This window comes from Ruegeria sp. CDSB136 (genome assembly GCF_059610965.1).
The window spans coordinates 91,113-115,750 of sequence record NZ_JBXWOP010000003.1; the positions used below are offsets into that span (position 1 = coordinate 91,113).

At 55.6% G+C, this 24,638-nt stretch carries 24 protein-coding genes, 1 tRNA gene and 1 pseudogene; 10 read left to right on the top strand and 16 right to left on the bottom strand.

The window, feature by feature from the left end:
- Positions 1-3: 3 nt before the first annotated feature.
- Positions 4-1,026, bottom strand: coding sequence for a ketol-acid reductoisomerase (gene ilvC / locus AC2FIR_RS04545; protein WP_170616439.1), 1,023 nt, complete (start codon positions 1,024-1,026; stop codon positions 4-6).
- Between the two features lie 131 nt (positions 1,027-1,157).
- Here ilvC and AC2FIR_RS04550 point away from each other — a divergent pair, with 131 nt between their 5' ends.
- Both AC2FIR_RS04550 and AC2FIR_RS04555 read left to right on the top strand, forming a co-directional pair.
- The gene (locus tag AC2FIR_RS04550; RefSeq protein WP_170616437.1) at positions 1,158-1,613 is read left to right on the top strand and encodes an Lrp/AsnC family transcriptional regulator; all 456 of its coding nucleotides are present in this window, start codon (positions 1,158-1,160) and stop codon (positions 1,611-1,613) included.
- Entirely contained in the window at positions 1,610-2,068 is a 459-nt protein-coding gene (locus AC2FIR_RS04555; protein ID WP_170616435.1) for an Lrp/AsnC family transcriptional regulator, read from the top strand. Before AC2FIR_RS04550 ends, AC2FIR_RS04555 begins: the two co-directional genes overlap by 4 nt.
- A 1-nt stretch (position 2,069) precedes the next feature.
- On the opposite strand, the gene hutC is transcribed toward AC2FIR_RS04555, so the two are convergent.
- On the bottom strand, positions 2,070-2,771 hold the full coding sequence (gene hutC / locus AC2FIR_RS04560) for a histidine utilization transcriptional repressor HutC (protein ID WP_170806135.1): 702 nt from the start codon (positions 2,769-2,771) through the stop codon (positions 2,070-2,072).
- A gap of 234 nt (positions 2,772-3,005) precedes the next feature.
- On the opposite strand from hutC, the gene AC2FIR_RS04565 reads away from it, so the two are divergent.
- Entirely contained in the window at positions 3,006-4,133 is a 1,128-nt protein-coding gene (locus AC2FIR_RS04565) for an aminotransferase class V-fold PLP-dependent enzyme (protein WP_496744553.1), read from the top strand.
- Between the two features lie 15 nt (positions 4,134-4,148).
- Here the strand turns inward: AC2FIR_RS04565 and AC2FIR_RS04570 are convergent, their stop codons facing one another.
- From AC2FIR_RS04570 to AC2FIR_RS04580, 3 genes are all read right to left on the bottom strand, one after another.
- The gene (locus tag AC2FIR_RS04570) at positions 4,149-5,345 is read right to left on the bottom strand and encodes a UbiH/UbiF family hydroxylase (RefSeq protein WP_496761971.1); all 1,197 of its coding nucleotides are present in this window, start codon (positions 5,343-5,345) and stop codon (positions 4,149-4,151) included.
- 74 nt (positions 5,346-5,419) lie between these two features.
- The gene (locus AC2FIR_RS04575) at positions 5,420-5,668 is read right to left on the bottom strand and encodes a hypothetical protein (RefSeq protein WP_170616427.1); all 249 of its coding nucleotides are present in this window, start codon (positions 5,666-5,668) and stop codon (positions 5,420-5,422) included.
- An 87-nt stretch (positions 5,669-5,755) separates the two neighbouring features.
- Positions 5,756-6,400 (bottom strand): pyrimidine 5'-nucleotidase, encoded by a 645-nt coding sequence (locus AC2FIR_RS04580; RefSeq protein WP_170616425.1) that lies wholly within the window; start codon positions 6,398-6,400, stop codon positions 5,756-5,758.
- A gap of 100 nt (positions 6,401-6,500) precedes the next feature.
- Here AC2FIR_RS04580 and AC2FIR_RS04585 point away from each other — a divergent pair, with 100 nt between their 5' ends.
- The gene (locus AC2FIR_RS04585; RefSeq protein ID WP_496744557.1) at positions 6,501-7,148 is read left to right on the top strand and encodes a GntR family transcriptional regulator; all 648 of its coding nucleotides are present in this window, start codon (positions 6,501-6,503) and stop codon (positions 7,146-7,148) included.
- Positions 7,149-7,150: 2 nt separating this feature from the next.
- Here the strand turns inward: AC2FIR_RS04585 and AC2FIR_RS04590 are convergent, their stop codons facing one another.
- Positions 7,151-9,031 carry a glycosyltransferase gene (locus tag AC2FIR_RS04590; RefSeq protein ID WP_496744559.1) on the bottom strand — a complete coding sequence of 627 codons (1,881 nt, stop codon included), beginning with the start codon at positions 9,029-9,031 and terminating at the stop codon, positions 7,151-7,153.
- 80 nt (positions 9,032-9,111) lie between these two features.
- Positions 9,112-10,278: a glutamine-hydrolyzing carbamoyl-phosphate synthase small subunit gene (gene carA / locus AC2FIR_RS04595; protein ID WP_480489677.1), complete on the bottom strand. Its 1,167-nt coding sequence runs from the start codon at positions 10,276-10,278 to the stop codon at positions 9,112-9,114.
- A 183-nt stretch (positions 10,279-10,461) separates the two neighbouring features.
- Between carA and AC2FIR_RS04600 the strand changes: the two genes are divergently transcribed.
- On the top strand, positions 10,462-10,941 hold the full coding sequence (locus tag AC2FIR_RS04600; RefSeq protein ID WP_170616417.1) for a GatB/YqeY domain-containing protein: 480 nt from the start codon (positions 10,462-10,464) through the stop codon (positions 10,939-10,941).
- Positions 10,942-10,957: 16 nt separating this feature from the next.
- Here the strand turns inward: AC2FIR_RS04600 and AC2FIR_RS04605 are convergent, their stop codons facing one another.
- The 3 genes from AC2FIR_RS04605 to ctaD all read right to left on the bottom strand — a co-directional run bounded on the left by AC2FIR_RS04605 (position 10,958) and on the right by ctaD (position 13,909).
- Positions 10,958-11,461 (bottom strand): DUF2244 domain-containing protein, encoded by a 504-nt coding sequence (locus AC2FIR_RS04605; protein ID WP_480491733.1) that lies wholly within the window; start codon positions 11,459-11,461, stop codon positions 10,958-10,960.
- Between the two features lie 45 nt (positions 11,462-11,506).
- Positions 11,507-12,106, bottom strand: coding sequence for a 2-hydroxychromene-2-carboxylate isomerase (locus AC2FIR_RS04610; RefSeq protein WP_170676584.1), 600 nt, complete (start codon positions 12,104-12,106; stop codon positions 11,507-11,509).
- Positions 12,107-12,250: 144 nt separating this feature from the next.
- A complete protein-coding gene (ctaD, locus tag AC2FIR_RS04615; protein WP_170616413.1) occupies positions 12,251-13,909 on the bottom strand; it encodes a cytochrome c oxidase subunit I in 1,659 nt (552 codons plus the stop codon).
- 288 nt (positions 13,910-14,197) lie between these two features.
- On the opposite strand from ctaD, the gene AC2FIR_RS04620 reads away from it, so the two are divergent.
- On the top strand, positions 14,198-14,617 hold the full coding sequence (locus AC2FIR_RS04620) for an HIT family protein (protein ID WP_496744561.1): 420 nt from the start codon (positions 14,198-14,200) through the stop codon (positions 14,615-14,617).
- A 2-nt stretch (positions 14,618-14,619) separates the two neighbouring features.
- On the opposite strand, the gene AC2FIR_RS04625 is transcribed toward AC2FIR_RS04620, so the two are convergent.
- The gene (locus AC2FIR_RS04625; protein ID WP_480914754.1) at positions 14,620-15,033 is read right to left on the bottom strand and encodes a MerR family transcriptional regulator; all 414 of its coding nucleotides are present in this window, start codon (positions 15,031-15,033) and stop codon (positions 14,620-14,622) included.
- Positions 15,034-15,113: 80 nt separating this feature from the next.
- Here AC2FIR_RS04625 and AC2FIR_RS04630 point away from each other — a divergent pair, with 80 nt between their 5' ends.
- Positions 15,114-16,046 carry a cation diffusion facilitator family transporter gene (locus AC2FIR_RS04630; RefSeq protein WP_496744563.1) on the top strand — a complete coding sequence of 311 codons (933 nt, stop codon included), beginning with the start codon at positions 15,114-15,116 and terminating at the stop codon, positions 16,044-16,046.
- Between the two features lie 308 nt (positions 16,047-16,354).
- On the opposite strand, the gene lipB is transcribed toward AC2FIR_RS04630, so the two are convergent.
- Entirely contained in the window at positions 16,355-17,011 is a 657-nt protein-coding gene (gene lipB / locus AC2FIR_RS04635; RefSeq protein WP_496744564.1) for a lipoyl(octanoyl) transferase LipB, read from the bottom strand.
- A 39-nt stretch (positions 17,012-17,050) separates the two neighbouring features.
- Positions 17,051-17,710, bottom strand: coding sequence for a DsbA family oxidoreductase (locus tag AC2FIR_RS04640; RefSeq protein WP_496744566.1), 660 nt, complete (start codon positions 17,708-17,710; stop codon positions 17,051-17,053).
- Between the two features lie 140 nt (positions 17,711-17,850).
- On the opposite strand from AC2FIR_RS04640, the gene AC2FIR_RS04645 reads away from it, so the two are divergent.
- Positions 17,851-17,937, top strand: a tRNA-Leu gene (locus AC2FIR_RS04645).
- A gap of 430 nt (positions 17,938-18,367) precedes the next feature.
- Positions 18,368-19,163, top strand: a pseudogene (locus tag AC2FIR_RS04650) (IS5 family transposase).
- Between the two features lie 23 nt (positions 19,164-19,186).
- Here AC2FIR_RS04650 and AC2FIR_RS04655 read toward each other — a convergent pair.
- Positions 19,187-20,620, bottom strand: a complete 1,434-nt coding sequence (locus AC2FIR_RS04655; RefSeq protein ID WP_496744568.1) for a sensor histidine kinase — start codon at positions 20,618-20,620, stop codon at positions 19,187-19,189.
- A gap of 271 nt (positions 20,621-20,891) precedes the next feature.
- On the opposite strand from AC2FIR_RS04655, the gene AC2FIR_RS04660 reads away from it, so the two are divergent.
- Positions 20,892-22,256: a cytochrome P450 gene (locus tag AC2FIR_RS04660; RefSeq protein WP_170616393.1), complete on the top strand. Its 1,365-nt coding sequence runs from the start codon at positions 20,892-20,894 to the stop codon at positions 22,254-22,256.
- Between the two features lie 63 nt (positions 22,257-22,319).
- On the opposite strand, the gene AC2FIR_RS04665 is transcribed toward AC2FIR_RS04660, so the two are convergent.
- Together AC2FIR_RS04665 and AC2FIR_RS04670 are read right to left on the bottom strand one after the other, a co-directional pair.
- Positions 22,320-23,456 (bottom strand): response regulator, encoded by a 1,137-nt coding sequence (locus tag AC2FIR_RS04665; protein ID WP_480489682.1) that lies wholly within the window; start codon positions 23,454-23,456, stop codon positions 22,320-22,322.
- Positions 23,457-23,859: 403 nt separating this feature from the next.
- Positions 23,860-24,600 carry an acyl-homoserine-lactone synthase gene (locus AC2FIR_RS04670; protein ID WP_170616389.1) on the bottom strand — a complete coding sequence of 247 codons (741 nt, stop codon included), beginning with the start codon at positions 24,598-24,600 and terminating at the stop codon, positions 23,860-23,862.
- Positions 24,601-24,638 lie beyond the last annotated feature (38 nt).

Genomic DNA, 24,638 nt, shown 5'->3' on the forward strand with positions numbered 1-24,638 from the left:
GGCTCAGTTCTTTTCCTGATCGACCAGTTTGCCGGCCGAGATCCAGGGCATCATGTCGCGCAGTTTCTTACCGACCTGCTCGATCTGATGTTCATCGTTGTGACGGCGGGCCGCTTTGATGGTCGGTTGGCCAACAGCGTTTTCCAGCATGAAATCACGCACGAACTTACCGGTCTGGATATCCGACAGGGTCTCTTTCATCGCCTTCTTGGTCTGCTCATAGGGCAGGATCCGCGGGCCGGTGACATATTGGCCATACTCGGCGGTGTTCGAGATCGAGTAATCCATGTTCGCGATGCCGCCTTCATAGATCAGGTCAACGATCAGCTTGGTTTCGTGCAGACACTCGAAATAGGCCATTTCCGGTGCATAACCTGCCTCGACCAGCGTCTCGAAGCCGCAGCGGATCAGTTCGACGATGCCGCCGCACAGAACGGCCTGCTCGCCGAACAGGTCGGTTTCGCACTCTTCGCGGAAGTTGGTCTCGATGATGCCCGAGCGGCCGCCACCGATGGCCGAGCAATAGGACAGTCCAATTTCCAGCGCCTTGCCGGTGGCGTCGTTGTTCACGGCGACCAGACAGGGCACGCCGCCGCCTTTGACATATTCGCCACGCACGGTGTGTCCGGGGCCTTTGGGGGCCATCATGATGACGTCGACGCCTTCTTTCGGCTCGATCAGGCCAAAGTGGACGTTCAGACCATGGGCAAAGGCAATGGCCGCGCCGGGCTTGATGTTGTCATGCACATATTTCTTGTAGGTTTCGGCCTGCAGCTCGTCGGGCATGGTGAACATGATGACGTCGCACCATGCGGCGGCTTCGGCAATGCCCATCACCTGCAGACCTTCGGCTTCGGCTTTCTTAGCCGAGGGCGAGCCTTCGCGCAGGGCGATGACCAGGTTCTTGGCACCCGAGTCGCGCAGGTTCAGCGCGTGTGCGTGTCCCTGGCTGCCATAGCCCAGGATGGCCACTTTCTTGTCTTTGATCAGGTTGATGTCGCAATCGCGATCGTAATAGACACGCATTTTGCCGGTCCTTTCAGTTTCGATTGCGGTGGTTCTATCTGCCCGTCGGCGCAATGGCGATAGTAATGGGGTTGAGTATTTGAAAAAAAGATGAAGAATAATTCGCAAAACATCTATATTGTGAAAAAATCATGCTTGACGATACTGACCGTCGCATCCTGCGTCATTTCCAGGCCGATCCGAGCCTGACCACAGCCGAACTCGCCGAGCGGTGCAGGATCAGTGCAGGGGTGTGCTGGCGGCGGATTGAAAAGATGCAGGCCGCAGGAATCATTCAGGGGCAGGAGGCCGTGATCGACTGGGTCGCGCTTGGGTATGCGGTTGAGGTTTCGCTGCGGATTACGCTGGACAAGACACAGCCACGTGCCTTTGACGAGTTCACCGCAGCTGCGCGCAAAGTGGCCGAAGTGATCGAGATTCAGACCTTCCTTGGGCGGGTCGACGTGCGCTTGTCCGTTTTGGCGCGGGATATGTCCCACTACCAGCAAGTATATCGTGACCGCATTCTGACGTTGCCGCACATCGCTGACATCGAAGCGCTGATGCATATTGCCCGGGTGAAACGGGACGAGGTGCTGCCGGTATGACGGAACTGGACGAAACCGACCGCAAGATATTGCGTGCGTTGGCGCAAGACGCGGCGCAAAGCGCGGGCGCGCTGGGGCGACGGTTTGGCCTTTCGCAACCGGCAACCTGGCGGCGTATCCGCAGGCTTGAGGAGGAAGGTATCATCAAGGGGCGCCGGTTACGGTTGAACGCCGAGGCGTTGGGGTTTGGGGTGACGGTGTTTCTGGGTGTGAAACTGGCGCGCAAAGGGCAGGTCAGCCTTGAGGATTTCGAACGTGCCGTAAGCGCCATTCCCGAGGTTCAGACGGTCGAGCATGTGCTGGGTCTTTATGACTACCGACTTCGGGTCGTTGCGCGGGATCTGTCGGACTTTGAACGCGTCCTGCGGCGGCGCATCATGACATTGCCTGGGGCCGGTGACGTCGAGGCCAATGTGCTGCTGAGTGAAGAGCGTCTTCCGGGCCCGATCGGATAAGTCAGTACTTTGAGCGGATGCAGAAACCCGGGTGATGCGTCATGCGGGCAAACGCCATCGGCTCTCCGTCTTTCCAGGTCGTGCGCTCAAGCTGAATCATTGAGGTGCCGGTCGTAGTCCCCATGAATTCGGCCAGTCGCCCGTCAGCGGAAACGGCACAGAACGCGATTTCGGCTTCGGTAAAGGGTGCAGTCTTCAGCAACCATTCATGCGGCCCGTTTTGGTTCAGATCGGCGTGTTCGACATCCGGAACGGCCTCGATATTGATCCAGCGTTCTTCTAGCTGAAAGGGGCGGTTGTCCGCGTAGTGCATGCAGATGATATGAAGGACGCGCGCGTCCGGTGAAACGCTCAGTTGCGATGCCAGCCAGCCAGGGCTGGGTACGACGTTTCGTTCGACCAAAGCGTAGCGATAGGTGGCATTCTGGTTTTCCACTGTCTGGCGCGCGAGCGAGATTTCCAGCTTGGCATGTTTGCTGGGTTCTTTTTTGACCCGTGTCCCGCTTTTCCGCTTTCTTTCGACATAGCCTTGTTCGGCCAGTTCCCGAAGGGCCCGGTTTACGGTCGCGCGGGCGCAATTGAACTCTTCGGCCAGCTGTGTCTCGGTCGGCAGCAAAGATCCCTGCGGCCAGATACGGGCTTCGATCCTTCTTTTGACTTCGTCGCGAACTACCTGAAAACTTATCCGTTTTTGCCCTGTCACCTGCAAAATTACCTTTCTTGTACAAAGTGTATGTATCTGGTCAGAAACACGTCAAAGTGTAAAGTAGGGGTGACCCTAATTGGCGTCATTTGTGCCTTGATCGGGCCGTGCGAGACGCAAAAAACAATCTGAAGAGAAAGGTTCCGTTGCGTCAACATGTGACGTGCGTAAGGTGCTTTACGAAATTCGCCAAAAGGTTCAGAACTTCATGAACCTCTCAGGAAAGGAACAATCATGCCCGCGTTGCTGGACAGTGTTGACCCAAACGGTCTCGAAGAATTCTCGGTGGTTTTTACGGACCGGTCCCTAAATCACATGTCGGCATCCTTTCAGCAGGTGATGCGCGATATCTCGGATATGTTGAAACAGGTCTACAACGCTGACGGTGTTGCGGTGATCCCTGGGGGCGGAACCTATGCGATGGAGGCCGTTGCCCGCCAGTTTGCACAGAACGCCAATGTTCTGGTGGTTCGCAATGGTTGGTTTTCGTACCGCTGGAGCCAGATCATCGAAACCGGTGGATTGACGGCTTCGGCCACTGTGATGAAGGCACGCCAGACCGGAAACACCAGCCCGTCGCCCTTTGCACCGGCCCCGATTGACGAGGTCGTATTGGCCATTCGTGAACAACGTCCGGATGTCGTGTTCGCGCCGCATGTGGAAACCGCTGCAGGTGTGATTCTGCCTGACGACTATGTGGCGGCCATGGCTGCAGCCGCGCACGAAGTCGGCGCGCTGATGGTGTTGGACTGCATCGCTTCGGGGTGCGCTTGGGTCGACATGAAGGCAACCGGTGTTGATGTCCTGATTTCCGCGCCACAGAAGGGATGGAGCGCGTCGCCCTGCGCCGGTTTGGTCATGTTGTCCGAACAGGCCGAAGCGCGACTTGAGCAAACGACGTCGGACAGTTTTGCTATCGATCTGAAAAAGTGGCGCCAGATCATGCAGGCTTACGAAAATGGCGGTCACGCCTATCACGCCACGATGCCAACGGATGCGCTTCGTGCGTTTCGTGAAACAATGATTGAAACCCGAGATTATGGTTTCGAAAAGCTGCGCGACGCGCAATGGGCGCTGGGGAATGGTGTGCGGGCGATTCTGAAGGACAAAGGAATTGTCTCAGTGGCCGCCGACGGATTTGGCGCGCCCGGTGTTGTCGTCAGTTATACATCGGATCCCGATGTTCAGAACGGCAAGAAATTCGCAGCGCTGGGTATGCAGATCGCGGCTGGCGTGCCGCTGCAATGCGACGAACCTGAAGGCTTCAGCACGTTCCGCCTTGGTCTGTTTGGGCTGGACAAGCTGTATGACGTGGACGGCACCATCCAACGTCTGAAACGGGTTCTGGATCAGGTGATTTGAGCCGGCAATCGGGCCTCAGCGCATGCCGAGGCCCATTTGCATAAGCGTTTTGCGCACCGGCGCCAGTGAATAAAGGGCATTCAGGCTCATGGCGCGGGCGTCACGCAATGGGCGCGCTTCGATCATTGAGGCGCGGTTCAGCAGGTCGATTCCTTTGACACGCAATTCGATCTCGGTGTGGCGCGCTTTGTGGTAGGCCGCCAGCATCTGGGAATCACCCAGCCCGTCCGGTCGCGCCTGCGCCAGATCCAGCAGGCACCGCAGATCCCCCAGCGACATGTTCAGACCTTGCGCCCCGATCGGCGGAACCACATGTGCGGCCTCGGCCATCAGGGCGAGTCTTTCACCGGACAGATGCTCGGTCGATTGACTGATGATCGGCCAGATCGTGCGGCGCGACGCTAGCTTGAGCGGTCCGAAGAGTTCGCAGGATCGACGGGTCATGGCTGCCTCGAAATCCGGGGCGTCGAGGTTCATGAGCTCGACCGCACGAGGACCACGTTCCATCCAGACAATCGCAGAGGACGGCTGACCCTGCCAGTCGGGCAACGGAACCAAAGTGAATGGCCCGCCGGAGCGGTGGATTTCGGTTGATACGTTTTCGTGCGGGATTGGGTGCGTGACCGCAAAAGCCAGCGCTTTCTGACCATAGCGTGTTGTCCGGACGCCGATACCAGCAGCTTCGCGCATGGGTGAATTGCGCCCGTCTGCTGCGATCACAAGACGGCAGCGAACTCGGGCGCCGTCACTAAGCCCGACGCGGGCTTCGGCGGTGCGGGTAAACAGACTGGTGGTGCCGGTTCCGGGCCTGAAATCCACATTGGGCAACTCGGCCAGCCGCGCCACCATTTCCCGGCGCAGCAGCCAGTTGGGAAGGTTCCAGCCGAAAGGCTGGTCGGAAATGTCCGAGGCATCAAAGTCGCGAACGACACGCGGTTCAGGAACGTCACCGCCGGCATCCACGATGCGCATGATCTGCAAAGGGGCGGCGTGCGCATCCAGGCGTTGCCACAGCCCGCATTGTTCCAGCAAAACCCGAGCGGGTTGCAGAAACGCCGTTGTTCGAAGATCTGACCCTTCAACGTCGCGCTCGGTCACGGGCGGGGCAGGGTCGACGCAGATTACGTCAAATCCGGCTGCCCCAAAGGCAGCGGCGGCGGTCAGACCGGCGATACCGCCACCTGATATCAGGATGTCACAACTGTCAGTCATCGCGAAATTCTCCGTTGTCCGCAGACCCTAGTGGTGTTGCGGCCCGGGCGCCAAGTGACATCCTGTCCCGGTTCCTAACCCCGCGAAATCAGCAACAGGATCAGGAACATCACCGGCACCATCGCAAGTGCGGGCAGATAAAGGCCGGGAAGACCGAACAGAAGGATGGAACATCCCCACATGCTGACGATGGCGGCGGCGGTATAGCCCAGATCCTCGGGCGCGCCGTCTTTCACATCGCGGGCCATCCATCCAAACAAGGGAATGGCAAACAACAGGCGCTGCCACACAGGCAGGCGCGGGGACATTTCGATCGCGCTCATTGGAGATCTCCGTTCTGTTCGTCGCTAAGGCGGATATAGGAACGATGATGCAGGTGCAGAATGAGCAGATCGTCGCAGGTTGCCCTGTCAGACCAGGCGTCCGAGAAACTGGGTCAGATCGTCTGTATGGTGGTGGATATGCTCCGCAGTGTGCGGTTCAGGTGCCACATGGACCGTGCGCATTCCCATCTCGTGCGGGGCTGCCAGATTGCGCGGGTCGTCCTCGAACATCGCGGCCTGTTCGGCGCGAATGCCGTCTCGCGCGAAAATCGCCTCGAACGCGGCTTTTTCCGGTTTTGGGCGGTATCCGGCGTGTTCGACGCCATAGACCGCATCAAACAACCCGCTCAGACCGCGTGCCGCCAGAACGCGTTCCGCATAGGGCGCACTGCCATTGGTATAGACGATGCGGCGACCGGGTAGAGAGCGGATATGGGCGGCCAGTTCCGCGTCCGGATCCATATGACTCATGTCCACCTGATGGACCGCATGCAGATATGGATCAGGGTCCAGGTCGTGCTCGGCCATCAACCCGGCCAGCGTAGTGCCGTACCGGCGCCAGTATTCTGACCGCAAACGATCCGCCTCGGCCTGGTCCACACCCAGAGTGCGCACGACATAATCCGTCATCAGCACCTCGATCTGATCGAACAGGCGCATATGGGGCGGATACAGCGTATTGTCGAGATCGAACACCCACTGGGTGACATGAGCAAATGCAGGTTTGACCATGGTTATGGTTTAGGGTCCGGTGCTGCGGATTTCAATGCTTCACTTGATTGGAAGGCCAAGTGGCGGATAGACATGACCGAACGAGGAGACGAAAGACAAAATGAGCCAGACCCGCCTACCCAACAAAGATGCCTACAGCCTGATTCTCGAAGCCATTGATGTTGGCGTGTACAAGCCCGGCGATCGGCTTGTCGAAAGCGAACTGGCGGAACGTTTTGGCGTATCGCGCACCCCGATTCGCGAAGCGTTGCAGCGACTGGAAACACAATCCCTGCTGGAAAGGGACGGGCGATCACTTATCGTGGCATCGTTGGATCACAACCAGATGGCTGAATTGTACGTCGTGCGCCGCGAACTCGAGGCGTTGGCAGCCCGTCTAGCCGCCAAACACGCAACGGAAGAGGAAATCAAAGTTCTTCAGGACATGGTTCTGGCAGATGACGAACTGGTCGATGATCCGACGGCCCTGTCGCGTGCCAACCGGCGGTTTCACGAACAGATTCATTTGGCGTCGCACAACCGATATCTGGTTCAGCAACTGGATCTGGTGCATCGCACGATGGCCCTGATGGCCACGACATCGCTTGCCGTGCAGGGCCGGGGTGAAATCGCCCAGAATGAACACAAAGGAATTGTCGAAGCGATCGCGGCACGTGATGAAGATGCTGCAAGTCAGGCGTTGCGGGAACACATCTCGATCGCGTTCATGACCCGCCTCAAACAGGATGCGGTCCGGCGCGAGTCCTGAACTCAGGAGGGCAGCTGTTCCTCGGCCGCTTGTCCGTGTTGGGTCTTGTCCCAAAAAAATGGGTTCCAGATCAGCTCCCATAGCGCTTTGTAGGCTGCCAGAACGCCCAACGAGTAATACAGGATCATCGTCGGCACCCAAGGCAGCAGGAAACGCCTTTCCCTTGCTGCGACGGCGACAAGTCCGACCATGACGTTGGTCAGTTCGGCTGCAAGAAACAGGCTGAAAAGGGCTGTGACACCTTCTTGCGTCAGCCCCTGCGGCAGCGGTACGGATATACCCATCGCCAACAGCCAGAACACCCAAAGGACAGGGGCAAGAAGGAATTGCCCCAAAGTTCCCAGAAAAAACGCCTGAACGCCCAAAAAGCGAAGCAATCCCAGATCCCGCAACAAACCAACCGGTGTGCGCATGTGGACCAGATAGGTCACCATGAAACCCTTGAGCCAGCGAGAGCGTTGTTTGACCCAGGGCCAGGTCCGAAAGTTCGCCTCTTCAAAGGTTGTTGTGTCCACCATCTCGGTCCGATACCCGGCGCGGTACAACCGGACACCCAGATCGGCGTCTTCGGTGACATTGTGCGCGTCCCAGGCGCCCAACTCCTCCAATTTGTCCCGGCGAAAAAAGAAGGTGGTGCCGCCCAGCGGGACCACAAGGCCCAATCGGGCAATACCGGGCAGGATTACCCTGAACCAGCTGTTGTATTCGATTGTAAAGCACCGTGATCTCCAACTGGTGCGCGGGTTGTAGTAATCCAGCACGCCCTGCAGACACACGACATCGGGCGGCGCATGTTCAAAGTGATCGACTACTCGTTCGATCTGATCCGGTTGCGGCGCATCCTCGGCATCCCAAACCCCGATCAAATCGCCGCGGCAGAAATCTAGGGCGTAGTTCATCGCGCGGGGTTTGGTGGTTAAACCGTTCAGTTTCGGGACTTCCACTGTGCGCATCCAACTGGGCAGATCAACGTGTGACAGTGTTTCGCGGGTAACGGCGTCGTCTTCTTCGAGCACCAGAATAACGTCCAACAGTGCCTTGGGGTATGTCAGCCGCCGCAGTCGTTGGATCAGCGCGTCGGCAATCTCGGTTTCTTTGTATAAAGGCACCATGATCGACACATAGGGCTGGCGAGTTCGTGAGACCCTGGGTCCTTCCTGTTCCGATGTCCGAGCTGTCTTTGACGTCAAGAAGGCCAGCAACCCGGACAATCTCAGGACCCAGAACAGGAACAACGTGCAGACCGCCGCAAACACCAGAACGGACCAACCGATCGTCGGGATTGCGATCATTGTCGCCAACAGGGCGATTGCGCCTGCGACTGGTCCGGTGCGTGCCCGGGCTGTCCAGGTGCGGCAACTGTGCAGCGGGTCCACACGGGTTTCGGCCGCCCGGGCCAGATCTCGTGAGAATAGTCGGGATATCGCCGTGCCAATCTGATCTGGTGCCGCCAGAACGGGAATCACTGTATATCGGCTTGCCTCAAATTCTGCTGCAATGGCATCGAAATGGTCTGGCCGGGCAGTGGCAACCAGAAGGATCGGACCCAGTCTGACCCACGGTATGACATGGTTCTTAAGCCAGAAGGACGCAGGTTTCAGATCGACCAGATCAGGGGATGGCGGCGTTTCTTCCAGATCCGCGATTTGCAGGCCTGTTTGTTTGGACAAGGCCAGCAAGACATCCTGCCGGCTGACGCAGCCCTCGCTCACCAATATCTCGCCCAAGGGGGCCTGCTGTCGTGATTGGAGCAGCAATGCGTGATCCAGTTGCGCGCGGGTGATCAGGCCGCGTTCCATCAAATAGAGGCCGAGAGGTTTGCGCAGCCCCAGTGCCGGTACCGGTTCTGCCGGGGCAAGTTGCTGTAAGTTCAGTTCGACCATTAATAAACCCTGACGCGATTACGCACGTCAGGGTTGCTTCAACATAGTTAATGGCCGGTTAATCCGGCAAAGGCAGGCGGCTAAGCCTTTTCTTTTCGCGCGGTCATTGCATCCGCAAAGCGTTCGAACAGGTAGAAACTGTCCTGCGGCCCCGGCGATGCTTCGGGGTGATGCTGCACTGAATAGACCGGGCGGTCCGTCATGCGAATACCGCAGTTCGATCCGTCAAACAGCGACCGGTGGGTTTCAATGACGCCATCTGGCAGGGATTGAGCGTCAACGGCGAAACCGTGGTTCATCGAGGTGATTTCGACCTTGCCGGTTTCCATGTCCTTGACCGGGTGGTTTGCGCCATGATGACCGTGGTTCATCTTGACGGTTTGGCCGCCAAGCGCCAGCGCCAGCATCTGATGGCCCAGACAAATGCCAAAGATGGGCAGGTCCGTGGTCTCGAGTACCTCTTTGATCATGGGAACAGCATATTCGCCGGTGGCGGCGGGATCGCCCGGACCGTTGGACAAGAATACGCCGTCCGGATCGTGTGCAAGAACCTCGGCAGCGGTTGCCGTCGCGGGCAGAACGGTCACGTCACATCCGGCCGAAGCCAGACAGCGCAGGATGTTTCGCTTGGCGCCATAGTCCAGCGCCACGACTTTGTGCAAAGGGGCCGTCTGCCGGGTGTAGCCGTCAGGCCAGGCCCAACGCATTTCGTCCCAGCGATAGCTTTGCGCGCAGGTCACGTCCTTGGCCAGGTCCATGCCCTCCAGACCGGCAAATCCACGGGCTGCGGCGACCAGAGCCTCGATATCGAAATTACCGTCCGGATCGTGGGCCAGCGCCACATGAGGCGCACCTTGCTGCCGAATGGCACGGGTCAGTCGCCGGGTGTCAATGCCGCCAATCGCAATTCGCCCGCGTTGCGTCAGCCAGGTTTTCAGTTCGTCCGCGGCACGCCAGTTCGAAGGCTCGGTCGGGTCCCATTTGACCACCATTCCCGCCGCAACCGGATCGCCGGTCTCGTCATCCTCGGGGTTCACACCTACATTCCCAATATGAGGGAATGTGAAGGTCACGATCTGTCCCGCGTATGAGGGGTCGGTCATGATTTCCTGATAACCGGTCATGGCGGTGTTAAAACACAGCTCGGCTTCGGTCTGGCCGGTGGCGCCAAAGCCTGTGCCGTAGAACAGTGTTCCGTCGGCCAATGCCAGACATGCGGTGGGCTTGGACGGGGCGTTCTGGGCCATGGCGCGACTCTCCTGCAGGGTAAATCGGCGCATTCCTAAGGGGGTTGGGCCGCTGGGTCAAGCCTGTTCAATTTTTGGGCAATCATTTAATATCAATGGCTTAGATATATTCGCCCCCGGTTGTGTCGCGCTTTTTGTTTCGATATGGTCGGGGTTCCTTCATCTTGGGGATGGATTGAGCAGATGGATATGCGATCAAGGGTGAATGCAGCCCTGAAGCAAGCAATGAAAGACAAGGAGGCCGAGCGTCTATCGACGCTGCGGCTGATCAACGCGGCGATCAAGGACCGCGACATCGCAACTCGGGGATCGGACAACGAAGAAGCAAAAGGTTGCGGTGATGCCGAGGTACTTGAAATCCTTGGTAAAATGACCAAGCAGCGCAAGGAAAGCGCACGCGCCTATGAAGAGGGCGGGCGCTTGGATCTGGCAGAACGCGAGCTGCGCGAAGTTGATGTGATCGAGGAATTTCTTCCAAAGCAGCTGGATGATGACGAGGTGAACCAGGCCATTCTGACCGCAATCACCGCGACAGGCGCCGGTTCGATCCGTGATATGGGCAAGGTGATGGGCGAACTCAAAACCCGCTATACCGGCCAGATGGATTTCGGCAAGGTCGGACCGATGGTCAAGGATCAGCTTTGCGCGGCCAGCAACAGCTGACCTGTCACTTCGACGTTTACTGCGCCAATTGCTGCGCGACAGGTTCGCGCAGTTTTTGTATCAGCTCGTCATAAAGCGCGATGCGCTCTTCCTCGGACAGAAATGAGCCGATTTCCACCTGGCGGCCGTCGCCGGTCAGGGTGACGTAATGTGGAACAGGCCCGCCGCGTTGGTGCATTTCAGGCCGGGCCCAATATCGGTTGCACTTCCATTCCTGACGACCGGTTCGGGGGTGGTGGTGCACCAGCCGGGCCTGGCTGCCGCTCAGCGTCAGAACCTCAAAGACGCTGCGGGCGCGGTAGTTTGTCTGAATGGCCAGCCACAGGCCCAGAACGCTGAGTAGCATGAAAGGAAGCAGCCCCCACAGCAGCACCGACCCCAACACCGCCAGCATCGGGATAAGCCCGAAGGCAAACACCAACAGGATGAACCGCATCGCCCATCGGGGCGGCAGCGAATTATGCGGCCAAAGGCGCAATTCCTGCTCTGTGTCTGATGTCTGCGTCCATTGATAAGGCATGGTGAAAAAATAGCGCATCGACACCCGGAGTCGATGGCCAAAAGATCAGATCACGTGACCGACACGCGCCCACGACAATGCATCATCCAGCCGGTCATCGCCCCAGAACACCTCACCGCGCACGACAAGGCTCGGCGCGCCAAATACGCCTAGCTGGGTGGCGTTCTTGGTCTCGGATTCCAGCGCCTCCGAGATTTCCGGGCTGCGCGCACGGGACAGTGCAAGGCGCGGATCCTGCTGACATCTGAACAGGGCCTCGGACAGGGCAGTTTCGCTGCCTGCTTCGACGCCATCTTCAAACCAGATGCGATAGAGGTTCTGGGTAAAGTCCTTGCCCCAGCCCTCGCGCATACCCAGAAGGGCGACCTGATTGGCAAGGGCAAGATCGGAAATCGGATAAGGGGCGGGCAGCTTGGCATGAAGCCGGTACTTTGCCGCGCGCCGTCCGATATCCCGCCACATGTAAGCTGACTTTGTGGGTTTGCCGGCAAAAGGAATGTTTTGTTGTTCGGACATGATGGTTCGCACGTTGAACGGTTTCCAATGCACTGTCGCATCATGTTCTGCACACCATTCATCCAGACGCATCACCGTCAGAAAACTGTATGTGCTACCTATTGAGAACCAGAAATCAATCTCGGGCATTGCGTACCTCCGGATTGCCGGATGACCAACCGCAAACAGAATAGCCGATTTTTGGCCTTCTGGCGATATTCCCGAAATGTCCGAAGGTTTCAAAAGAAAAGCCCCGCCGAAATTGGCGGGGCTTCTAAGTCGTGCTTTCAGGGATTAGTGGGCGTGGCCCTTGTCCCAGACTTCCTGCTTGGGCAGCTGCTCGAACGTGTGCTCGGGCGGCGGCGTCGGCAGGGTCCATTCCAGCGTATCCGCGTATTCGTTCCACGGGTTCGGACGTGTCTCTTTCGCGCCACGTAGCAGGGCGTAGATGACAATGCCGAAGAACAGCAGGAACGAGGCGAACGAGATGAACGCGCCAATCGACGATACGAAGTTCCACTGGGCAAATGCCTCGGGGTAGTCGATGTAGCGGCGCGGCATGCCTTGACGGCCCAGGAAGTGCTGCGGGAAGAAGGTCAGGTTGGCGCCAATGAAGAACATCCAGAAGTGAACCTTACCCCAGAACTCGGAGTACTGACGGCCCGTCATCTTGCTGAAGTAGAAGTAGACACCGGCAAAGATCGCGAACACGGCACCCAGCGACATCACATAGTGGAAGTGCGCCACAACGTAGTAGGTGTCGTGATAGGCACGGTCCACACCCGCCTGTGACAGTACAACGCCGGTCACACCGCCGACGGTGAACAGGAACAGAAAGCCGAAGGCGAACAGCATCGGTGTCTTGAACTCGATGGAACCGCCCCACATCGTCGCAATCCACGAGAAGACCTTAACGCCTGTCGGAACCGCGATGACCATCGTGGCAAGCATGAAGTAGGCCTGCTGACGCAGCGACATGCCAACGGTGTACATGTGGTGCGCCCAAACGACGAAACCCAGAACACCAATCGCGATGATCGCCCAAACCATCGGCAGGTAGCCGAAGATCGGTTTGCGCGAGAAGGTCGCAATGACATGACTGATGATGCCAAAACCAGGCAGGATCACGATGTACACTTCCGGGTGTCCAAAGAACCACAGGATGTGCTGATACAGGATCGGGTCACCGCCACCGGCCGGATCAAAGAAGGTGAAGCCAAAGTTGCGGTCCATCAACAACATGGTGATCGCGCCTGCCAGAACCGGCAGCGACAGCAGAATCAGCCATGCAGTGACGAAAATCGACCAGCTGAACAGCGGCACCTTGAACAGGGTCATGCCCGGGGCGCGCATGTTCAGGAAGGTGGTGATCATGTTGATCGCGCCGAGGATCGAGGAGGCGCCCGATACGTGCACGGCGAAGATCGCAAGGTCCATGGACATGCCGCCCTCGGTCGTCGACAGCGGCGGATACAGAACCCAGCCCACGCCCGAACCGGCCTGATCGTTGCCGCCCGGAGCCAGAAGCGAAGCCACACCGAGCGAGGTACCCGCGACGTACAGCCAGAAGGACAGGTTGTTCATCCGCGGGAAGGCCATGTCCGGTGCACCGATCTGCAACGGCATGAAATAGTTGCCAAATCCGCCAAACAGGGCGGGGATGACCACGAAGAACATCATCAGAACACCGTGATAGGTGATCATCACGTTCCATAGGTGTCCGTTGGGTGTGCACGGGTCGGCCATGAAGCCTTCCAGGCACATGTACTGAACACCGGGGTGCATCAGTTCAAGCCGCATGTAGACGGTCATCAGAACCGAGATCAGACCGGCCAGGGCCGAAACGATCAGGTAGAGAATCCCGATGTCCTTGTGGTTGGTCGACATGAACCAGCGGGTAAAGAAACCGCGATTGTCTTCATGCTCGTGACCATGAATGGCTGCGTCTGCCATTTAGGTGCCTCCTGTTACAACACTACCGCGCAGTCGGACCTCTCCAACGCGCGGGATTCCTGCTGGTTTTAGATTGCGAGGGGACGACCTTCAATGGTCGAGTTTGATCTGGATCAAGATTAATTGTCGCGGGCAGGAGGCTTCCACGACATTTTTGACCCGGTGGTGCCTGCTATTTGGCCATTGCAGTACGGTTTTCAAGAGGTACGCCCAGTTCCCGTTTCCGTGCTTGACCCCCGGCGGGTTGGGTCGCAGAACGGGTAGCAGCACCAAATCGGGAGAAATGCCATGACGGGCTACGACAATGACAACATCTTCGCCAAGATCCTGCGTGGTGAAATCCCAGCGACCCGTGTTTACGAAGACGATGACACGCTTGCCTTCATGGATATTATGCCACGCTCGGACGGTCATCTTCTGGTCATACCCAAAACACCGTGCCGAAACGTTCTGGATGCCTCACCCAAGCAACTGGCTGCTGCAATGGCGACCGTGCAGAAAATGGCGAGGGCGGTAAAGGCGGCCTTTGACGCGGACGGCGTCACCATTCAGCAGTTCAACGAAGCCGCAGGCGGACAGGAGGTTTTCCACCTGCATTTCCATGTCCTGCCTCGGCACGAGGGCGTTTCGATGCGCCCGCCGGGAAATATGGGTGATTTCGGCCTCATCGCCCAACATGCCGAGAAAATTCGCGCATCTCTGACCTGACTCTAATGCGCCCCATCGCAGGTGTCATGATCCCCGAATGCATGCAGAACGGCACAGACATGATCATGATGCCCGTCACATGCTTTGGTGATGCGGGCCAGTTCTTTTTCCAGCCGGGCCAGACGTGCGATCCGGTCGCGGATGTCAGCCAGTTGACGCTCGGCGATGTCATGCGCGCGGTTCAGGTCATCCCTTTGCGCGCCTTCCAGGGTCAGTAGAGCTTCGACTTCGGCAAGGGGCAGCCCAAGATCGCGCGTGTGGCGGATGAACTGCAAGCGCCGCAGCGCAGCCGCATCATACCGCCGCTGGTTCCCGGCTGTGCGCGCAGGTTTGGGCAACAGCCCTTTTTCTTCGTAAAATCGGATGGTGGGAACCTTGACCCCAGTATGGCGGGACAAATCACCGATTGAGTACATTTTATTGGCCTGCCACTTGAACCTCTAGTTACTAGAGGAATTACATTGCTTTAAGAACCGAAACAACAGGCGCTCTTTGCATGGCGCATCAGCACTCGCACTCTGGTCACAGCCACCATCATCACATCGACCCAAAGGCCGGAGATGCCCGTGTCGCCTGGGCAATCGCCGTCAATTTGTTCCTTACACTGGCGCAGATTGTCGGCGGCATTCTGTCTGGCTCGCTCGCGCTGATCGCCGATGCGCTGCACAACCTGTCGGATGCCGCAGCGCTGGTCATCGCCTTTTTCGCCCGCAAGATCGCACGGCGACCCGCCGACCCGCGCATGAGTTTCGGGTATGGCCGGGCCGAGGTCGTGGCAGCGCTGATCAACTACACAACGTTGATCGTGCTGTCCGTCTACCTGATGTATGAAGGTGTCACGCGGTTCATCCAGCCGGAACCGGTCAATGGCTGGATTGTCGTCTGGATTGCCGGGATTGCTTTGGTCGTCGACCTCATCACTGCGGCACTGACCTACTCAATGGCCAAGGAGAGTATGAATATCCGGGCGGCCTTCCTGCACAACGTGGCAGACGCGCTGGGGTCTGTTGCCGTGATTATCGTCGGAACAGCGGTCATTGTGTTTGATTGGACATGGGTCGATCCCGCAGTCACAATCATGATCTCGGTCTACATCCTTTGGCATGTCAAAGGCGAGATCGGTGAAACGATCCGGGTTCTCATGCTGGGGGCGCCCCCCGATCTGGAGCCGGAACAGGTTGCCACCGCCATCGAAGAGGCCGAGGGCGTAACCGGCGTACACCACGTGCATATCTGGAGCATGCAGGAGCGCGAACCAGCGTTGACCGCACATGTCATCATTGACCAGTCGTCCTGGTCCGACGCCGGGGCCATCAGATCAAGGATCAGGCAGAGCCTGAAAGACCGATTTGGAATTGCACACGCAACGCTGGAGTTGGAGCGGACTGACCAATCCTGTCCCGCATCTTCCCGCTTTGGACATCAGTGAATTATGGGTTTCATGAGAATTGCCGTTCCGATTTGGGGTCGGAACGGCAGACTCGTAACCAAACACATATTCGGATTCTCCGGGCAAGCCCGTGATCACCGGTTAACATACCACTCACTTTAGAACGGTGAACTCATACTACTCGTTAACGTCTTCTTTGTATCGGCCAGAATTAAACTTTGCATAAATATCACCGGAAATGTGGGTAATAATAGTTAATGAACCCACTGACCGGGAAACAGATGCCAGCGGAGTCGGTGATTGTTACTGCATGTTGGGCAATAGGCGCCTTGCCACCGGCCGATCGGTCAGGAATCACCCGCAGAAAAAGCGTCGTCAAAGGTTCTCTTGAGGGCAGAATCCACATCCGCCAGTGTCACCGGCAGCCCCAGATCGACAAGGGATGTCACCCCATATTCGGTGATCCCGCACGGTACGATGCCCGTAAAATGATCAAGATCAGGTTCGACATTGATCGAAATTCCATGAAAGCTGACCCATTTCCGCAGGCGTAGCCCAATGGCCGCGATCTTGTCTTCGGCAGGCTGGCCCGTAACGGTAAGCGGCTTGTCATCCCGCCGCACCCAGACGCCGACACGACCGTCGCGGATCTCTCCGCGGACGTTGAATTCGGCCAGTGCTGAAATCACCCAGTTTTCCAGCTGTTTCACAAACCTGCGCACATCCCGGCCACGCTTGTTGAGATCCAGCATGACATAGGCCACACGCTGGCCTGGTCCGTGATAGGTGTATTCGCCGCCGCGTTTGCTTTGGTAAACAGGAAACCGTTCCGGATCGGTCAGATCCTCAATACGCGCGGATGTCCCCGCCGTGTAAAGCGGGGGATGTTCCAGCAGCCAGATACACTCCTGCGCGTCGCCCGAGGCGATCGCGGCCACGCGCGCCTCCATGAAGGCAACGGCGTCTTCGTATTCGGTCAGCCCTTCGGTGATCTTCCATTCCATACCGGCCTCTTATCCTGCGCAGAGGTCAGGGAAAAGGGGTCAGGCGGCTTCGGACAGGCATCGCTGCAACACCTGAGCATACGTGTCCTGACCCTGAGCACCGGTCAGCAGGTACTTGCCCCCAAACACCATAGCCGGAACACCTGAAATACCCCGGCTTGTCCAGAATTGCTGTTTTTCCCGCACGGCAGCCGCGTGGGTGCCGCCAGCCAGTGCGTCCCGTGCCGCGTCAGGGGGCAAACCTGCCTCTCGGACGACCTGCATCAATACATCAATGTCCGAGACATCCTGCTGTCGTGTGAAATAGGCATCAAACAGAGCCAGTTTCAGCGGATGCTGACGCCCCTCATGTTCTGCCCAATCCAGCAATTGGTGTGCGGCAAAGGTATTCACGATCCGGCTGTCATCGTTGAAGTTGAAGGTAAACCCAAGCTCAGCCCCCAGCGCTGTCAGCCGTTCGCGTACCTGCTGGCTTTGTTCACGTGTCGAGCCGTATTTTTCGACAATATGCTCTCCCAGGTTCTGACCTTCCGGCGGCATGGCGGGGTTCAGCTCAAACGGATGCCACCGAAGACGGGCAAGCACACCTGTTTGTTGCAAAGCAAGATCAAGCTGACGAAATCCCACAATACACCATGGGCATACCACATCCGAAATGATGTCGATCTGAACAATGGGACGGGGATCGGATGTTGTCATCGAGAGCTCCTGCGCGGGAATCCTGTAGTCGGTTTGGTTGATTAGATAAGCAGAGGGCGGGGGATTTCAAACAGGTGTCTTTTGCCTCTTCACAACGTCTTCATCAGCGTCTATACGCCCCCTACCAAGTCACTGGCAGTGCGGTCGTGGCGGAATTGGTAGACGCGCAGCGTTGAGGTCGCTGTGGGGTAACTCCCGTGGAAGTTCGAGTCTTCTCGACCGCACCAGAACTAGCTTGATCAGTTAGTTTTTGACCTTATAAACAAGGGCATTCAGCATTTCCCGAGTGTGTCGCATAACGCAAACAGCACACACGGACAGCACACAATGGCCTTTGAATTGACTATCAAATACGTAGGCCAAATCAGTGACACTCAGTGGCGTTTCCGCAGAAGGTGGCCCAAGAGGGTGCGCGAAATTCTTGGTGTGGACGCTTACCAGAAGCACATTAAGGCTCGTGATGGGGCGGCTTTTCAGCGCGAGTACCAGTTTCACCTGAGAAATTTTGACGCCATTGTTGAGGATACCCTTAGGCGGCACCCTGAGGTTGATAACAGGTCCGCAACTCAGAAATTCATAGACGCCCACCTTCTAGGGTCAGGACCCATTGATTTTCAGCGGTCGGCATGATTCACGGCTGAAAAACGAGCGGTGAACATGTCTGATCTTTTCTGGTTGACCGACGCGCAGATGGCGCGTCTTGAGCCCTTCTTTCCCAAGTCTCACGGTAAGCCGCGTGTCGATGACCGGCGTGTGTTGAGCGGGATAATCTTTATCAACCGCAATGGTTTGCGATGGCGCGATGCTCCCGCTGTCTATGGTCCTCACAAGACGCTCTACAATCGCTGGAAGCGATGGAGCGACAAGGGCGTTTTTGCCCGGATGATGGCCGGTCTCGCTGCCGGGCACGGCGAGAAGAAGACCGTGATGATCCCCTCTCATCGAAACTGTGTTTCGACTGCCGGGCAGTGGACGCGACTTATCTCAAAGCCCACCGGGCAGCGACCAGCATGGGCGTCAAAAAGGGGGGCGTGGACGCCTGATTGGTCGGACGAAAGGCGGCATGAATACCAAGCTGCATGCCATCTGCGATAGCCAGGGCCGGCCGCTCAACCTGTTCGTCACCGCCGGTCAGGTCAGCGACTACATCGGCGCACGGGCATTGCTGAGCAGTCTGCCGAATGTCGACTGGCTGCTCGGAGACCGTGGCTATGACGCCGACTGGTTCAGAGAAGCCTTGAAAGACAAAGGGATACGGGCCTGCATCCCTGGCAGGAAACAGCGGAAGAAGCCGGTGAAGTACGACAAGCGCCGCTACAAACGCCGCAACCGCATCGAGATCATGTTCGGCAGGCTCAAGGATTGGAGGCGTGTGGCGACCAGATACGACAGATGCCCGAAGGTCTTCCTCTCCGCCATCGCCCTCGCCGCAACCGTCATTTATTGGTTATGAGTCCTGACCCTAGTGGGCTTCGGCTAAAGTTGCTTGGATTGCACTGCGCAGGTTATTGAGGTGTGCTCGGCTCCGGCGGAACCTACCTCGTGCCCGCTTATCGCGGGAAACATAACAAAGAACTCTGTGCCTTCACCAAGTTTGCTTCTGTAGTCTATTGTTCCGCCAAAATGCTCAACAATTTCCTTTGAAATGTGCATCCCGAGTCCGGTACCGCCTGCGTGACGTTCATCGGAGGAGTCTATCTGGGAAAAGCGATCGAAAACTTTGTCATGGAACCCCTCAGGTATCCCGATGCCATGGTCTTTGACAAAGAGGCGAATATTCCCGCCGACTTTCTCGCATCCGACGGTTATCTCGCCTCCATCAAAGGAGAATTTAGCTGCGTTGGAGATAATGTTGGCCAACACCTGAAGAAGGCGGGAAGCATCACCTTTAACGTACAGATCATTGTTTCCCCTTAAGTCTTCTACAATTTCAACGTTGTGAGCACTGGTGTATCCCATGTTACAGGCAATCGCTTCCTGAATTAGCGCATGTACATCAACAGTTCCTTCACGGTAGTTCATCTCGCCCGCTTCCATTTTTTGAATGTCCAGCACATCATTGATTAGGGATGCGAGCCGTTCGCAGTTTTTACCTGCTAAATGAATGAGGCTTTGCATTGAATCTGGAGCTTCACCCAATGCGCCTGTGTTGATTAGGTCAAGTGATCCCTTGATCGAAGTGAGAGGCGTGCGCAGTTCATGGCTAACTGTCGATATGAACTGAGTTTTCGCAATGTAGGCCGCTTTTGTTCTTTCGTGCTCTGCTTTGAGCTTTTCGAGTTGTTCCAAATTCCTGCGGTAGAGCTTCAGGAACACCATCGAACAGTCAATCAGAAAGTACATTACAAAGATAACGGTGAAGAAGTGCAGCCAGAGTTCAGATGAAAGCTCGGGGCGTTCGGTCCAGATATCCTTGACGACAATCAACATGAACGATACGCCGTACATGGTCAGACGGACAATCATTGCCCACAGAAACTGATGGTTGTTCATTGCTGCAAACAACGCCGCAGCGAACAAGAAGAACATTGGAGTAAAGTGACCACCGGCGGGCTGTGCGAATGCAACTGAAACAGCATACAGGCAGATTGCAGATGAACTGAGGATCGTGTTCAACAGAATCCAAACAACCATCATACCAATTGCTTTGTGCTGATCTGGCTTTAAGCGCGGTACGCGTTTGGCCAGCAATAAATCTTGCGCTTCGCAAATGAGAATTGTCCCATAGAACAGCATGGCGTTAACGGGATCGAAGAAGAACGCAGTCAAAATGGTCGTGGCCAGATAAATAGCCTGCCGCTGCCACAGAAGCGCAAAGCTCATGGCAGTATAATCTATGATGTTTTGCAGAAGCCGGTTTTCCGTTTCACCGGAGTCCCGGTCCGGTAGATTGGCGTCGATGGCTGTCATCTAAATGTCTTCGTTTTTTGCGCTTGGACAGTACCATTAGCGGCACAATGAGGACTTAGTTGGTCTGAATTGGGTTCACAGTTTGGCGCTAATCCTTTGAAGGCCACCGTGATTGTTGGCGTTTCACGCAAGATTCTGGTGTGAGAGGTTGAAAAACTTTTGTTGCGCAAATGCAGTGTGGGGCGCCCAAAATTGACGATCTCGTTGCTAAGTGCGTTTTTTTTTATCTTAATGTGCCAGAAAGAAGGAGAAAATCTTAAAGGGTTGGGGTTTGACTGCTGTTGAATTTACGAAGTTGGGGCAGGGCGCTGCCGCTCCTGTTTCGGCTAGGCTTGCAAAAAAGCCGGTGACACTGCTTCAGTTTGCAAGGTCCGCTGGTCGAAACATGTTTGAAGTCATCCCGGCCGAAACTCTACGTGAAACTTATGTTCGTGGGCCTTTGAACATACACTATATCTGTGATCCTGAAATAATAACCGAGTTACTTGTCGGGCAGGGCCGTTCTTTTCCCAAAGCCAAGTTCACTAAAGACATTATTGGATCGGCTGTAGGCAACGGGTTGATACTCTCTGAAGGGGAAAAATGGCGTCAGCAGCGGCGTAGGTATTCTCCACTATTCGCCGCCAGGAACCTCCCGGTTTTGGCCCGGCATTTTGCAGAGACTGGTGTCGAGATTGCGGATTCATTGGCGGAACACGAAGGCCCTGTAGATATTGCACAAATTGCGCCTGCATCAACGTTGACGAATATTTCTAGGGTAATTTTTTCGGGTAACAAGAAAGTCAGTTCAGAGCAGATACGCATGGGGCTGATCAAGTATTTTGAGTACATTTCTGATTTGTCTCTTTTCGATTTAATGGGTTTGCCAAAGTGGGTGCCGCGCAAGAATTGGCTACGCAGCCTGGCCCCGGTCACCAATATGCGGAACCTCGCCGGACAGGTCATTGATCAGCGTCGCGCCGAAAGCCGCAGCGAGCCACAGGACTTCCTTGATTTTATGATTGAGGCGTTGAAAACAGATTTCGAGGATGAAGCGACAACCGTTGACAACCTTTTAACCTTTGTCGTCGCTGGCCATGAAACTTCCGCCAACGCTCTGGCCTGGGGGTATTATCTGCTGGCGTTGCACCAAGATATGCAAGCTAAGGTTAGACAAGAAATTCGGTCGGTTCGCCCAAAAGGTCCAATGGAGTTTTCTGACCTGGAAGCAATGCCACTCCTGCGCGCCCATGTAAAAGAGACGCTGCGGCTTTACCCTTCTGCCGCGTTCTTTGCTAGAGACGCATCTGCCGACCTTGAAATCAAAGGGGTAAAGATTGCAAATGGTGACGCGCTGTTCTTCCCAGTTTACTCTTTGCACAGAAACGAAAAACTATGGGATGCTCCTGACCACTATCGACCCGAACGGTTCTTGGGATCTACACTACCTCGAGGTCAGTACATTCCATTTGGAGATGGTCCCAGAATCTGCATTGGTGCTCAGTACGCTGAAACTGAAATCATGGTACTTATGGCTTCGGTGCTCCGTCGAATAAATTTTTCGATTACAGAGTCTGAATTGCCGGAACCAGTTTTGACATTCACCATGCGTACCAGTGGCCCACTCATCCTCAACGCCGAACGGGTTCGCGAATAAAGTTGATATCTAAACTCCAGTGCCTGACCTTTGATCGACGTCAGGCCTGGCGATAGAATTCGCTTACTGCCGGCGAGTGAGGTAAGTGTTATCGCCGTACAGCTCACGCAAGACTACATCAAACAGTCTATCGTTGACCATTTCTTTGCGATGCGGTGTGGGCTCAGAAAATGTGGAAGAGGTTGTAACCAGGCCCTTTCTGAGATTGGCCTCACGATGATTTACGTTTTTGATAGCCATGTCCAAAGAGGCGAATGCTCCAACCTTCGTAAAAGAACGAAGCGATACCGGTGTACCTTTCACCACTTTAAGATGGACAGATGCGCAGCGGTTGCTGAGAACAGTCCCTAGTTCTTGGTTTAGGAAAGCTTCGGTCGGAATATTCTGGGTGCATTCCCGCCCATGTGTAACAATGAGAAATGCGCCACTCCCGCGATAGGAATAGATTCCTCCAGCAGCCTGTGTTGTTCTTTCAATGCAGAATCCAATGTCGGAAACAGATCGCCGAAAATCACCAAAATTCTTCAGATCAAAGTGATACTCGGCGTCACGAAATTTGATTGCGGTGACCCAGGTGTCAAATCGACGCCTCCGTGAAAGCTGCTCGACATAGTTGTCGAATTCGACATACCCCAAGCAGTGTTCTTGCTCGTCGATAGACAAAGGATCCTTGAAATTGAATTTCTGGTTGAAATCCAATTCACTGCGAAGATTTTCTATCGACGCCGATGAGGATTGGGTTTTCTTTCTCTCCATCATCAGAAGGTGAGCGGCGTTCATACGGCTGCGCAATTCAAAGAAGTCGAAGGGTTTAGTTACATAATCAAACGCGCCTTCTAAAAATGCCTTCTCGATGTTCTGCCTGTCATCCAGTGCAGTCAGCATTATGACAGGTGTTTCCAGATTTTCCGGCAGGTTTCGGATTTGTGAAAGCAACTCTATCCCCGAGGTTCCAGGCATCTGAATGTCAACAAGCAGACAGTCGAACGGGGATTCTGCTGCTTCTATCATCCCAAGCGCTTCATCAGCTGAACTGGCAGCAGCCACATTGCAGTTTTCGAGTTCAGGAAGTGCTGACTGGAGCAATTTCAAGATGTCAGGATCATCATCAACCGCCAGTACAGTAAGTGCGGTCTTTCTTTGTGCTCGATGCTCTAGATTTCTTTGGAACCGATCGCTGCCAAATGTGGAATGTCTCATAACTGGTGAACCGTCGATATCCTCATAACGGGGTAAACTTATGAGGAGAGTGGGTCGAAACAGCGGCAAAAATGGAGAAAGTCTTCGTAGAAAGGGGCTTTTTCTTGACCTTTATTTGGCGCCAACGGCCTCAACAACGAATTGCCAGTTATTGTTGTGAACTAGCGTCGCTTTCTCGTAACGTTATTATTTCGGCAATCTGTTGGCGCCAAAGGGCAGTATACGATTGCAAAACTACGGAATTGAACAACGGTTAGAAGTCCAAGCATCGACTCTGGAAACCCCACGAAAATGCAATACAGCCGAGTTTTCCCAATAGTCTTAAAATCAACCTTAGTTGCAATGAAATATGCGTCGGGCGTCCAAGAGTAAATAAGACAATCTAGTGGGTGAGGTGTTCCATTTACTTGTGGATGTTGAATAAAACCGACTGACTGATGGTGCCATCGATGGAAAACTTTGCGCCGACAGGCGAGGCATTGATGCCCAGTCGCCGTGACCACCGTGCCCAGACTGAGGGGACGATGCCCAGGATGCTGGTTGCACCACCTTCCATCGCGACAGTAGTCATCTGGTGAAACAACTCCTGTTGAACCGGAAGCCTGCGTGACGATGCAACATCCTTTGCCACGAAGAAACGGGATGCTTCCCAAACAGAGCGCTTTACCGGGGCGTCAATAAATAGAACGTCAGATGGTATTCCTTTAAGGATACCTCTTTGCGCGTCGCGCAGCATATAACTATATATCCCGCACTCTGCAGTCGTGGGCAGAAGTCGCACACCTCCTAAGACCTCACCGAATTCATGCAACACAACCCATCGACAGGCTGGTGTGTCGTATTGGTCAAATTCCATCCCGTCAGCTTCACCAACTTGCCACTTTAACTGGTCAATGAAAATTGATTTTCTGGTTTCAAGGTATTTTGCCAGAAGGGTGCCATGCTCGTAAATATTGCGAAAATTAAGTGTAGTCGCGCGAATATGGCCAATGTTGCCACGTGGCTTTGGCGGCTTGCTATTGACAGCAAAAATTTGTAGGCGCGCCAAAGTATTTGGTGCGCCTGAAGTGCCGTTAGCAGGTGTCAGTTCCGGAAGCCCCTCCGGGACCGGGTATGTCTGCTTATACCTGAGTGGTTGGTCCATATTTTACTCATATTTCCGACACACTTATGGCAAGATTC

What these genes read in the sequence shown, in the direction of transcription:
- ilvC (WP_170616439.1), bottom strand. Translation starts at nt 1,026, where the DNA reads ATGCGTGTCTATTACGATCGCGATTGCGACATCAACCTGATCAAAGAC.
- AC2FIR_RS04550 (WP_170616437.1), top strand. Translation starts at nt 1,158, where the DNA reads ATGCTTGACGATACTGACCGTCGCATCCTGCGTCATTTCCAGGCCGAT.
- AC2FIR_RS04555 (WP_170616435.1), top strand. Translation starts at nt 1,610, where the DNA reads ATGACGGAACTGGACGAAACCGACCGCAAGATATTGCGTGCGTTGGCG.
- AC2FIR_RS04565 (WP_496744553.1), top strand. Translation starts at nt 3,006, where the DNA reads ATGCCCGCGTTGCTGGACAGTGTTGACCCAAACGGTCTCGAAGAATTC.
- AC2FIR_RS04570 (WP_496761971.1), bottom strand. Translation starts at nt 5,345, where the DNA reads ATGACTGACAGTTGTGACATCCTGATATCAGGTGGCGGTATCGCCGGT.
- AC2FIR_RS04575 (WP_170616427.1), bottom strand. Translation starts at nt 5,668, where the DNA reads ATGAGCGCGATCGAAATGTCCCCGCGCCTGCCTGTGTGGCAGCGCCTG.
- AC2FIR_RS04580 (WP_170616425.1), bottom strand. Translation starts at nt 6,400, where the DNA reads ATGGTCAAACCTGCATTTGCTCATGTCACCCAGTGGGTGTTCGATCTC.
- AC2FIR_RS04585 (WP_496744557.1), top strand. Translation starts at nt 6,501, where the DNA reads ATGAGCCAGACCCGCCTACCCAACAAAGATGCCTACAGCCTGATTCTC.
- AC2FIR_RS04590 (WP_496744559.1), bottom strand. Translation starts at nt 9,031, where the DNA reads ATGGTCGAACTGAACTTACAGCAACTTGCCCCGGCAGAACCGGTACCG.
- carA (WP_480489677.1), bottom strand. Translation starts at nt 10,278, where the DNA reads ATGGCCCAGAACGCCCCGTCCAAGCCCACCGCATGTCTGGCATTGGCC.
- AC2FIR_RS04600 (WP_170616417.1), top strand. Translation starts at nt 10,462, where the DNA reads ATGGATATGCGATCAAGGGTGAATGCAGCCCTGAAGCAAGCAATGAAA.
- AC2FIR_RS04605 (WP_480491733.1), bottom strand. Translation starts at nt 11,461, where the DNA reads ATGCCTTATCAATGGACGCAGACATCAGACACAGAGCAGGAATTGCGC.
- AC2FIR_RS04610 (WP_170676584.1), bottom strand. Translation starts at nt 12,106, where the DNA reads ATGCCCGAGATTGATTTCTGGTTCTCAATAGGTAGCACATACAGTTTT.
- ctaD (WP_170616413.1), bottom strand. Translation starts at nt 13,909, where the DNA reads ATGGCAGACGCAGCCATTCATGGTCACGAGCATGAAGACAATCGCGGT.
- AC2FIR_RS04620 (WP_496744561.1), top strand. Translation starts at nt 14,198, where the DNA reads ATGACGGGCTACGACAATGACAACATCTTCGCCAAGATCCTGCGTGGT.
- AC2FIR_RS04625 (WP_480914754.1), bottom strand. Translation starts at nt 15,033, where the DNA reads ATGTACTCAATCGGTGATTTGTCCCGCCATACTGGGGTCAAGGTTCCC.
- AC2FIR_RS04630 (WP_496744563.1), top strand. Translation starts at nt 15,114, where the DNA reads ATGGCGCATCAGCACTCGCACTCTGGTCACAGCCACCATCATCACATC.
- lipB (WP_496744564.1), bottom strand. Translation starts at nt 17,011, where the DNA reads ATGGAATGGAAGATCACCGAAGGGCTGACCGAATACGAAGACGCCGTT.
- AC2FIR_RS04640 (WP_496744566.1), bottom strand. Translation starts at nt 17,710, where the DNA reads ATGACAACATCCGATCCCCGTCCCATTGTTCAGATCGACATCATTTCG.
- AC2FIR_RS04655 (WP_496744568.1), bottom strand. Translation starts at nt 20,620, where the DNA reads ATGACAGCCATCGACGCCAATCTACCGGACCGGGACTCCGGTGAAACG.
- AC2FIR_RS04665 (WP_480489682.1), bottom strand. Translation starts at nt 23,456, where the DNA reads ATGAGACATTCCACATTTGGCAGCGATCGGTTCCAAAGAAATCTAGAG.
- AC2FIR_RS04670 (WP_170616389.1), bottom strand. Translation starts at nt 24,600, where the DNA reads ATGGACCAACCACTCAGGTATAAGCAGACATACCCGGTCCCGGAGGGG.